Annotated in this window: 10 protein-coding genes and 1 pseudogene; 10 read left to right on the top strand and 1 reads right to left on the bottom strand. The window is 68.5% G+C overall.

Going from position 1 to position 10,648, the window contains the following annotated elements; translation table 11 throughout:
- From ACIRDX_RS16630 to ACIRDX_RS16590, 9 genes and pseudogenes are all read left to right on the top strand, one after another.
- Positions 1-498, top strand: a pseudogene (locus ACIRDX_RS16630) (SCO family protein); the annotation flags it as partial.
- 10 nt (positions 499-508) lie between these two features.
- Positions 509-1,504 carry a cytochrome c oxidase subunit II gene (coxB, locus tag ACIRDX_RS16625; protein ID WP_396626558.1) on the top strand — a complete coding sequence of 332 codons (996 nt, stop codon included), beginning with the start codon at positions 509-511 and terminating at the stop codon, positions 1,502-1,504.
- 63 nt (positions 1,505-1,567) lie between these two features.
- Complete coding sequence (gene ctaD, locus ACIRDX_RS16620) at positions 1,568-3,166, top strand: cytochrome c oxidase subunit I (RefSeq protein ID WP_396626559.1); 1,599 nt, start codon at positions 1,568-1,570, stop codon at positions 3,164-3,166.
- A gap of 1 nt (position 3,167) precedes the next feature.
- Positions 3,168-3,824 carry a cytochrome c oxidase subunit 3 gene (locus tag ACIRDX_RS16615; protein WP_396626557.1) on the top strand — a complete coding sequence of 219 codons (657 nt, stop codon included), beginning with the start codon at positions 3,168-3,170 and terminating at the stop codon, positions 3,822-3,824.
- 112 nt (positions 3,825-3,936) lie between these two features.
- On the top strand, positions 3,937-4,233 hold the full coding sequence (locus tag ACIRDX_RS16610) for a cytochrome C oxidase subunit IV family protein (RefSeq protein ID WP_396626556.1): 297 nt from the start codon (positions 3,937-3,939) through the stop codon (positions 4,231-4,233).
- A gap of 25 nt (positions 4,234-4,258) precedes the next feature.
- A complete protein-coding gene (locus ACIRDX_RS16605) occupies positions 4,259-5,008 on the top strand; it encodes a UbiA family prenyltransferase (protein ID WP_396626555.1) in 750 nt (249 codons plus the stop codon).
- 180 nt (positions 5,009-5,188) lie between these two features.
- Entirely contained in the window at positions 5,189-6,874 is a 1,686-nt protein-coding gene (locus ACIRDX_RS16600) for an FAD-dependent oxidoreductase (RefSeq protein ID WP_396626554.1), read from the top strand.
- On the top strand, positions 6,875-8,272 hold the full coding sequence (locus ACIRDX_RS16595) for a sensor histidine kinase (RefSeq protein WP_396626553.1): 1,398 nt from the start codon (positions 6,875-6,877) through the stop codon (positions 8,270-8,272). It begins immediately after the preceding gene.
- Positions 8,247-8,513: a UBP-type zinc finger domain-containing protein gene (locus ACIRDX_RS16590; RefSeq protein ID WP_396626552.1), complete on the top strand. Its 267-nt coding sequence runs from the start codon at positions 8,247-8,249 to the stop codon at positions 8,511-8,513. Before ACIRDX_RS16595 ends, ACIRDX_RS16590 begins: the two co-directional genes overlap by 26 nt.
- 121 nt (positions 8,514-8,634) lie before the next feature.
- Here the strand turns inward: ACIRDX_RS16590 and ACIRDX_RS16585 are convergent, their stop codons facing one another.
- Positions 8,635-9,873 carry a TIGR00300 family protein gene (locus ACIRDX_RS16585; RefSeq protein WP_396626551.1) on the bottom strand — a complete coding sequence of 413 codons (1,239 nt, stop codon included), beginning with the start codon at positions 9,871-9,873 and terminating at the stop codon, positions 8,635-8,637.
- Between the two features lie 125 nt (positions 9,874-9,998).
- Here ACIRDX_RS16585 and ACIRDX_RS16580 point away from each other — a divergent pair.
- Positions 9,999-10,648, top strand: a 650-nt coding sequence (locus ACIRDX_RS16580) for a carboxypeptidase-like regulatory domain-containing protein (RefSeq protein WP_396626550.1), incomplete at its 3' end; no start/stop codon positions are given.

Raw genomic sequence — 10,648 nt, 5'->3', positions numbered from 1 at the left:
CTGGCCGCGCAGAAGAAGGCCGCCTACCTCGCGCACTACGACCGCGAGCAGACGGCCGGGGCGTGGCACTTCCTCACGGGGCGCAAGGCCGAGATCGACCGCCTGGCGCAGGCCGTGGGGTTCTCGTACACGTACGACGAGAAGACGGACCAGTACGCGCATGCCGCCGGGCTGTCGATCCTGACGCCCGACGGGAAGGTCGCCCGGTACCTGTTCGGGATCGACTTCGCGCCGCGCGACCTTCGCCTCGGCATCGTCGAGGCGACCGATCGGAAGATTGCGACGCCGATCGACAGCGTGCTGCTGTACTGCTACCACTACGACCCCGCGGCGGGGAAGTACGGGCTGATGGCGATGAAGCTGGTGCGGACGGCCGGGGTGGCGTTCGTGCTGGCGATGGTGGTGGGCTTCGTGGTCCTGCGGCGGCGTGAACGCCGCGGCCTGTACGGCGGGGGCGCCCCGGTGGGCGTGCCGCCGGGTGCTTCACACAAGGCGTAAGTCAGAGGATATGGGCGGCACCTTCACTCTCTTCCCGTCGCAGGGCTCGACGCTCGCAGGTCGCGTCGACAACCTGTACTTCTTCATGCTCGCGGTCACCCTGTTCTTCACGGTGCTCGTGGCGGCCCTGGTGGTGATTCTCGCGCTCAAGTACCGTCGCAAGCAGGCGGACCAGGTGGGCGCGAACATCCACGGCAGCACGGCGCTCGAGGTGATCTGGACCGCGATCCCGCTGCTCATCGCCATGGTGATGTTCGTGTGGGGCACCAACGTCTACTTCGCGCTGGCCAAGCCGCCGGCCGAGGCGATGGAGGTGTACGTCATCGGCAAGCGCTGGATGTGGAAGGCGCAGCACCTGACGGGCCATCGCGAGATCAACGAGCTCCACATCCCGGTCGGTCGCCCGGTGAAGCTGCTGATCTCGTCCGAGGACGTCATCCACAGCTTCTACATCCCGGCGTTCCGCCAGAAGATGGACGCCGTGCCCGGCAAGACCACGACGATGTGGTTCGAGGCCACCAAGCCCGGCGAGTACAAGCTGTTCTGCGCCGAGTACTGCGGCACGCAGCACTCCGGGATGATCGGCAAGGTGGTCGCCATGGAGCCGCGCGCGTACCAGCAGTGGCTCGCGGCGGGCGCCCCGGCGGGCACGCTCACCTCCAACGGTGAGCAGGAGTTCGCCACGCTCGGCTGCGTGACCTGCCATCGCGAGGACGGCAAGGGCCGCGGGCCGTCGCTGGTCGGCGTGTTCGGCAAGCCACAGCAGCTGGCCGACGGCTCCAGCGTGCATGTCGACGAGGCCTACCTGCGCGAGTCGATCCTCAACCCGCAGGCCAAGATGGTGGCCAACCACCAGCCGATCATGCCGACGTACCAGGGACAGATCAGCGAGGACGCCCTGGTCTCGCTGATCGCGTACATCAAGTCGCTCGAGAAGCCGGGTGCCACGCCGGCTGCCGGGGCGGCGGGCACCCACGAGGCGGCTCCGGCCGCGGGCACGCACTAGGACACGGCCATGCACGACGTCAGAACTCCCGACCCCGCTTCGTCCGCCGGCCAGGCCCCCGCGATGCCCGAGGTGCACTACCTCAACGCAACGCATGGGCCGATGTCCTGGTTCTTCACGAAGGACCACAAGCGCATCGCGCTGCTGTACCTGTATTCGGTCTCGGCCTTCTTCCTTGTCGGCGGCATCTTCGCGATGCTGATCCGGCTCGAACTCGCCACGCCGCGGGGTGACCTGCTCACGGCCGAGACGTACAACAAGGTCTTCACCGCGCACGGCGTGGTGATGGTGTTCTTCTTCCTGATCCCGTCGATCCCGGCAATCCTGGGCAACTTCCTGGTGCCGATCATGATCGGCGCCAAGGACCTGGCGTTCCCGCGGATCAACCTCGCCAGCTGGTACCTGTACATGATCGGCGGCCTGTTCGGCATCGCCGCGCTGGTCTCGGGTGGCGTCGATACGGGCTGGACGTTCTACACGCCGTACTCGACGCAGGCCTCGAACACGCACGTCGTGATCACCGGCCTCGGCGCGTTCATCGCCGGCTTCTCGTCGATCTTCACCGGCCTGAACTTCATCGTCACCATCCACACGATGCGGGCGCCGGGGATGACGTGGGACCGCCTGCCGCTGTTCATCTGGTCACACTACGCCGCCAGCCTGATCATGATCCTCGGCACGCCGGTCATCGCCGTGACGCTGCTGATGGTCGTGCTCGAGCGCACGCTGGGCCTCGGGTTCTTCAACCCGAACCTCGGCGGGGACCCGGTGCTCTACCAGCACCTCTTCTGGTTCTACTCCCACCCGGCGGTCTACATCATGGTGCTGCCCGGCATGGGCGTCATCAGCGAGATCATCGCGGCGTTCTCGCGCAAGCCGGTGTTCGGCTACAAGATGGTGGCCATCGCCAGCCTCGGCATCGCGCTGGTGGGCTTCCTCGTGTGGGGCCACCACATGTTCACGACGAGCCAGTCGGTGCTGGCCGCGATGGTGTTCTCCATCCTGAGCTTCCTGGTGGCCATCCCCTCGGCCATCAAGGTCTTCAACTGGACGGCGACGCTCTACCGCGGTTCGGTGGAACTCGCCTCGCCGATGCTCTACGCGCTCGGCTTCATCGGGCTCTTCACCATCGGCGGCCTGACCGGCCTGTTCCTGGCGGCCATCGGCCTCGACATCCACGTCCACGACACGTACTTCGTGGTGGCGCACTTCCACTACGTGATGGTCGGCGGTTCGGTCACGGCGTACCTCGGCGGCCTGCACTACTGGTGGCCGAAGATCACCGGCAGGATGTACTCGGAAGGCTGGGCCAAGGTGGCGGCCGTGTTGGCCTTCGTGGGGTTCAACCTGACGTTCTTCCCGCAGTTCGTGCTCGGGTACCTCGGCATGCCGCGGCGCTATCACGCGTACCCGACCGAGGAACTGTCGTGGCAGGTGCTCAACATCCTGTCGTCGGCCGGTGCGTCGATCCTGGCCATGGGCTTCCTGCTGCCGGCGTTCTACCTGACGTACTCGGCCATCAAGGGCAAGCCGGCCGGTCCCAACCCGTGGGGCGCGTATGGCCTCGAGTGGGAGACCACGTCGCCGCCGCCGACCGCGAACTTCGAGGTCACGCCGATCGTGACCAAGCCCGCGTACTACTACGCCCCCGAGGAGCACTGAGGTGAGCCACTCGTCCGCGCACGCCGCGCATCACCCGGCGCTGCAGCACCACTTCGACACCCTCGAGCAGCAGCAGAACGCCAGCACGCTCGGGATGTGGATGTTCCTGGTCACCGAAGTGCTGTTCTTCGGCGGCTTCTTCATGGCGTACATCCTGTACCGCTGGATGTACAACGCCTCCTTCCACGAGGCGAGCCACGAACTGAACGTGTGGCTGGGCCTGTTCAACACGGCCGTCCTCATCGGCAGCTCGCTGACGATGGCGCTGGCCGTGCGGGCCAGCAAGACGGGCGAGAAGTCGGCGCTGGTCTTCTTCCTGATCGCGACGCTGGTGCTCGGCAGCATCTTCCTCGGCGTGAAGGTGGTCGAGTACTCCGAGAAGTTCACGCACCACCTCGTGCCGGGCAAGCACTTCGCCTTCCACGACGCCAACCTGAAGAACGGCGCGGAGATCTACTTCTCGCTCTACTTCGGCATGACCGGCCTGCACGCCACGCACATGATCCTCGGCGGCTTCGTGCTCGTGCCGCTGATCTTCATGGCGATGAAGGGCAAGTTCTCGCCGGCGTGGTACACGCCGATCGAGCTGTTCGGCCTCTACTGGCACTTCGTCGACATCGTCTGGATCTTCCTGTTCCCGTTGCTGTACCTGATGTGACGGTCCGCCTTCGCCCCGATCGGGGCTTCGGCGGGACGGATGCCTCGGCGCCCTCGGCACCCGGCGGCTACTGGTCCTCAAGCGTTAAGCGTTAAGCGTTAGGCGTTACCGAATGTCACACGTCGCTCCCAAATCGCAGCTCTTCGCCGTGTTCGCGGCCCTGATGGTGCTCACCGTCGTCACCGTCCTGGTGTCGCGCGTGGACCTCGGCGACTTCAACCTGCCGGTGGCCATGCTCGTGGCCGTCACCAAGGCGCTGCTCGTCATCCTGATCTTCATGGAAGTGAAGTACAGCCCGAAGCTGGTGCAGGTGACCGCCGCCGCCGGCTTCCTGTTCTTCGGGATCCTCATCTTCTACACGATGACGGATTACCTCAGCCGTAACTTCCTCGGCGTCGCCGGCCGCTGAACCCCGCGCCAGCGCGCCCCTGTGCATGACGGGCGCCGACCACGTCCGAGCGCTGCTGGCCACCATGGCGTGGCCCGCAGCCGCGGCGACCTCCCTGGCCGTCGCCCTGTGGCACACCGACGCGACCAGCGGAGGCCTGCTCCTGGTCGCCTGCGGCACCATGGCCGCCTACGGTCTCGATCGCCTCATCGATCGCCGTGAACTCGATCCTCCTGAACTCCGTCGCACGCTGAGGATCGCGGTCCTGCTGGCCGCAGTAGGCACCGGCGTGCTCGCCTGTTCCAGTTGGTGGCGATTTCGCGCGTGCGCCGTCCTTGCCGTGATGGCCGGCGGATACGTACCCCTCAAGCGCCATATCCCGAAGAACGTGCTGACCACCGTCGCCTGGACGACAGCCGTGGCGACCCTGCCTGGCGCCGGCTCTCCGCCCGCTGATGCCGCCTTCGGCGCCTCCGTCCTGGCCGTGGCCGCCATCATGGCCGCCAACACGATTCTCTGCGACGTGCCGGACGTGGAGGCCGACCGGCGTGCCGGCGTGCGCGGCATCACGCCGCGCCTCGGCGCGCGCGCGGGGAGCGTTGTCGCCGCCGGGTTCGGCGTCGCCGGCACCCTCGTCGCCGTGTCGGCCGGGCGATGGGGACTGGCGCTGACGGCGACGACCCTCGCGGTGCTGGCCATCGCCCTCGGCCGACGACCGGAACGCCTGCAGATCAGGCGGATCGCCGACGCCGTGGTCACCGTCCTCCCCGGCCCGTTGGCGATGCTGCTCAGGTGAACGCCCGGATTCGGTAGCCGTCGCCCCCCACCCGCGACCATCACCCGCCACACCGTAGCCGTCGACTGGCACACCGTAGCCGTCGTCCTTGGGCGACGGTCAGCGACGCTCCCGGCCGGCCACCCGCCGGATCGGCTAGGTCTGCGCGGAGACGCAGGTACCATCAAGGCATCAGCTCCCATGCCGATACCTGCCCTGCTGGCCGTTGACGACGATCCGGGCGTTCGCGCAGCGATCCAGCGCGACCTCCGGCAACACTACGACGAGGACGACACGCCCGAGGACCGGCAGTTCGAGGTGCTCGCCGTCGACTCCGGAGCGGCGGCGCTCGACCTGATCGCCCGCCTGCGACAGCGACGGCAACCCGTGGCGCTGGTCCTGTCTGACGAGCGCATGCCCGGCATGGGCGGCGTGGACCTGCTGACCCGCGTGCGCGAGGTGTCGCCCGAGACCAAGCGGGTGCTGCTCACGGCCTATGCCGACACCGACGTCGCGATCCGCGGCGTCAACCGGGCGCGTCTCGACCTCTACCTCACCAAGCCCTGGAACCCGACGGAGCTCTTCTCTCCACTCGACGACCTGCTGTCCGCCTGGCGTGCCGAAGCGAGCCACCAGCTCGATGGGCGCGCGTTACTGTTCGGCGATCGCTGGTCACGTGAGTCCTACCAGCTTCGCGAGTTCCTGGCCCGCAATCGCGCGCCGTACCACTACCACGACACGGCCACCGCCGACGGGCGCAGCGCGCTGTCCGATCTCGTGGGTGAATCCTGGCCCGCGCTGCCCCTGCTCGTCACGCCCGACGGCACGCGTCTCGAGCGTCCCGACGTGCAGGCCCTGGCCCGCCATCTCCATCTCCAGACCCGCGCGGAACTGGAGCGGTACGACCTGGTGGTGGTCGGCGCCGGCCCCGCCGGCCTGACCTCGAGTGTCTACGGCGCCTCGGAGGGCCTGCGCACGCTGCTGCTCGACCGCGATGCGCCGGGGGGCCAGGCCGGCCTCAGCGCACGCATCGAGAACTATCTCGGCTTCCCGGCGGGCCTGTCGGGCCGCGACCTGACGACGCGCGCGGTGGCGCAGGCGCGCAAGTTCCACGTCGAGATCGTGAGTCCGCAGGCGGCCACGGCCATGCACGTCGAGCACGAGTACAAGGTGCTGCGCCTGGCCGACGGCAGCGAGGTCCAGGCCTCCGCCGTGGTCCTCGCCATGGGCGTCCAGTGGCGGACGCTGGAGGTCGACGGCCTCGACAGGTTCACCGGCGCCGGCGTGTACTACGGCGCCTCGATGGCAGAGGCGCGCACCTGTCGCGACGAGACGGTGTACGTGGTCGGCGGTGCCAACTCGGCCGGACAGGCCGCGCTGAACTTCGCGGAGTTCGCGCGCAAGGTCGTGATGCTCGTGCGCGGCCCCGACCTCTCGGCGTCGATGTCCGAGTACCTGATCCACAACATCGGCCAGCGCGACAACATCGAGGTGCAGCCCAACACCTGCGTCGTCGGTGCCGGGGGCGACGATCGCCTGCGGACGCTGACGCTCGCCTCACCCGACGGCCAGGGCACCCGCACGGTCGCCGCCGCCTCGCTCTACGTCATGATCGGCGCCGCGCCAGACACGGACTGGCTGGGCGAGGTGGTCGCCCGTGATGCGCGCGGCTACATCTACACCGGCCCCGACCTGCCGCGCCCCGCCGGCAGCGCCCGACCCGTGGGCTGGACCCGGAGCCGCGACCCCTGGCTCCTCGAGACCTGCGTGCCCGGGGTGTTCGCCGCCGGCGACGTCCGCAGCGGCTCGGTCAAGCGTGTGGCCTCCAGCGTCGGCGAGGGCGCCGTCGCCATCCAGTTCGTGCACCAGTACCTCGCGGGGAAGTAGATGACCGACGCCTTCACGCAGCCGCTCGTCGAGGCGCTCTCGCGCATCACCGTGCTCGACCAGGCCGACGCCGCGGGGCGCGAGTGGCTCGCCGCGCACGCCGAGGAGCGGACCTACGAGGCCGGCGAGGATCTCTTCGCGCCCGGGCAGCCTGCCGAGTGGATGCTGCTGCTGCTGGCCGGCGAGGTGCACATTCTCCAGCCGGACACGGGTGAGCCGTTCATCTTCGTGCACGAGGGCGACGTGAGCGGCGTGCTGCCGTACTCGCGCATGGCCACCATCCGTGCGCACGCCCGGGCCGTGCGCCGCAGCCGCGTGGCGCTGATCCACAAGCGCCATTTCGCCGAGCTCCTCCGTGAACTGCCCGATGTCGGCGAGCGGCTCGTCTGGATGATGGCCGACCGCATCCGCGAACAGGCCGTCAGCGAGACCCACCGCGAGAAGTTGATGGCGCTCGGCAAGCTGTCGGCCGGGCTCGCCCATGAGCTGAACAACCCCGCGACGGCCGTCCAGCGCGCCGCGGCCCAACTCGGGACGTTGCTCACCGACCTGCAGGTCTCGGCGGCCGGCGAGTCGCCCATCGGCACGCGCCTGTGCGACGCCACGGCGGAGGAGCCCGACCCGCTCGCACGCGCCGACAACGAGCGTGCACTCCGCCAGTGGTCGCGCACCGAAGGCCTCGACATCCCCCGAGACGCGCTCGCGGCGCTCGCCGACGCCGGCCTCGGCGTGCAGCAGGTCACCGAACTCATCGCGGGCGTGCAGAAGGAGGCCATCGCCGCGCTGATCGTCCGCACGACGATGGCGTGGCGTGCGCGGGTCCTCGTGAGCGACATCGAGCGCGCGACCACTCGCATCGCGGATCTCGTCGGCGCGATCAAGGAGTACTCGTACCGCGACCAGGCCGCGGTCCAGACCATCGATCTGAAGGCGAGCCTCGAGCGCACCCTCACCGTCTTCACGCCGCGCCTGAAGCACGGGGTGACCATCGAGCGGACCTACGAGCCAGACCTGCCCGTCATCGAGGGCAACGCCGGAGAGATCACGCAGGTCTGGACCAACCTGATCGACAACGCCGTCGATGCGATGCAGGAGCAGGGCACCCTGCGCGTGGGGATCCGCCACGAGGGCGACGCCGTGCTGGTGACGATCGGCGACAGCGGCCCGGGCATCCCCCCGGACGCCGCCCGCCAGATCTTCGAGCCCTTCTACACGACCAAGCCGATGGGCGAGGGCACCGGCCTCGGCCTCGACATCGTCAGGGGCATCGTGCGGCGCCACAGGGGCAGCGTGCGGGTGCTGCACTCACGGCCCGGCGACACCGTGTTCGAGGTGCGGCTGCCGACGGGCACTGCCGCGAAGGAGGAGATCGATGGCGATCACGTGCCGGCATCGTGATCAGGACGCGCACCCGCAGCCGCGCACCGATGGCTGCGAGGAGTGCCTGAAGATGGGCGACCACTGGGTGCACCTCCGCCTGTGCCTCGTGTGCGGGCACGTCGGGTGCTGCGACTCCTCGAAGAACAAGCACGCCACGAAGCACTTCCACACGACGGAGCATCCGCTGGTGCGATCCCTCGAGCGGGGCGAGGGCTGGGCGTGGTGCTACGCCGACGAGGAGTTCTTCGAGCAGGCCTGACGCCGCAGGCGGCGGGCCTGCTCGTCCGCCGAAGCCTTGGCGAAGGAGGACCCAGGGCGTGCCCTGCGGGCCGGGCTCGGAGAGCCGGCCCTACCTTCGAGGGTCCGCCCTGCGTCCCGTGTCACGATGCCACGGTGTCGGCGCTTAGCTGCAGCGCCAGCTGCTTCAGGAACAGGCCGACGTCGGTCACCACCCCCACCGTCTGCGCCGACCCGCGATCGGAGAGCTTGGTCACCACCGCGGGGTTGATGTCCACGCACACCACCCTCACCCACGACGGCAGCATGTTGCCGACGCCGATGGCGTGCAGCATCGACGACAGCATCACCACCAGCCCGGCACCCTCGAGCAGCCGCGCGTAGCGTTCCTGCGCCTCGATCAGGTCCATCACCGTGTCGCGCAGCGGCCCATCGTCGCGGATGCTGCCCGCCAGGACGAACGGCACGCGGTGCGTCACCACGTCGTACATCAGGCCGCTGGTCAGCACGCCCTTCTCCACGGCCTGGACGATGCCCCCGGCCCGGTTGACGCGGTTGATGGCCTTCATGTGGTGCTTGTGCCCCTCGTGGACAGGCACGCCCTGCGCCAGATCCACGCCGAGCGAGGTCCCGAAGAAGCACGATTCGATGTCGTGCACGGCAATCGCGTTGCCGCCGAGCAGCGCGTCGACCCATCCGTTCCGCACCAACTGCGAGAAGTACGGGGCGCCGCCGGTGTGCACCACCACGGGGCCCGCCACGAAGACGATGCGCTCACCGCGCGCGCGCACGTCGCGCATGGTCTGGGCGATGCGGGTCACCGTCGCCTCGACGCGGCGCTCCGACGAGATGTCGTTGGCCATGAACGCGAAGTGCTGGCGGTCGCGCTCCTGGAACTCCGGGACGATGCGGATGCCGTCGGTGCCGCAGACGACGCGGTCGCCGCGGCGGACGTCGCGGAGCTTGCGGCAGACTGCCCCGCTCCTGTCTGTGCTGACGACAACGATGGCGTCCATTCGCTGCTGCGCCACGTCCAGCCAGCGGCCATCGACCCTGACGGCCGTGCGGTGGTTGGTGGTGGAGTAGAAATCCTCCGGAACGGCCCCGTCCATGTCGGCGACCCTGATCAGGGCATCGACCTGGTTGACCGGCGCGCAGCCGAGCGGTAGCAGGGCCTCGAGGATCCGGTCGAGGCCGTCGGGCGAGGTCGCGGAGACACGCAGCACGAGTTCCGAGAAGTCGTTGTTGGTGCGCCCAATCTCGAAGCGCTGGACCTCGAAGGCGCCCTCGTGGGCGATGACCGCATCGAAGATCGTGTTCAGCAGGCCCGAGTCGATGAGATGGCCGCTGGCCTCGACGACGACGGAAGTTGTGCCCTTCATGACCGAAGAGTATGGCAATTCCGTGGCGATTCCCAACGTCGCGTCAGTGATTTGTCCCGTGTCCCTTGAACTATCTGCCGGTCTTCCGTAACCTTTCTCATCTTTTCACCATGGGGGAGGACTGCATGACAGCAATCTTGAAGGGGACACTGACGCGTGTGGTGTGCGCGTTGGCGATCCTCGCGGCCACCGGATCGGCGGCGTGGGCCCAGTCTGGCCTGGCGACCGTGACCGGTATCGTCTCGGACGGCCAGGGTGCCGCGGTGCCGGGGGCGTCGGTGACGGCGACCAACACGGCGACCAACGTGCCGTACACGGGCGTCTCGAACGAAGCGGGCGTGTACACGATCAACGCCCTCCCGCTCGGGAGCTACCAGGTGAAGGTGGAGCTCTCGGGCTTCAAGACCGTCACCACCACCGTGAGCCTGTCGGCCGGGCAGACCGCCCGCGTGGACACCAGGCTCGAGGTCGGCAACCTGACAGAGTCGGTCGAGGTGACGGCCACCAGCGCGGTGCTGCAGACGGAGAACGCCGTCGTGGGCGCCAAGATGGAGCGTGACCAGGTCGAGAAGCTGCCGATTCAGGGCCGCAACCTCTCGACGGCCTCCCTCTACACGGCCGGTGTCACGACCCCGAACCCGTCGTCGTTCAACAGCCTGAAGAACACGGGCGGCGGTCGTCCGTACGTCAACGGGCAGCGCGAGCAGGCCAACAACTTCATGCTCGACGGCGTCGACATGAACGACGCGATCGACAACCTCATCGCCTACCAGCC

Source organism: Luteitalea sp., from assembly GCF_044337415.1.
In the GTDB taxonomy this organism is placed as follows: Bacteria; Acidobacteriota; Vicinamibacteria; order Vicinamibacterales; family Vicinamibacteraceae; genus Luteitalea.
Note: the sequence above shows the minus strand (reverse complement) of the source record. Positions and strands in the feature narration are given on the sequence as shown.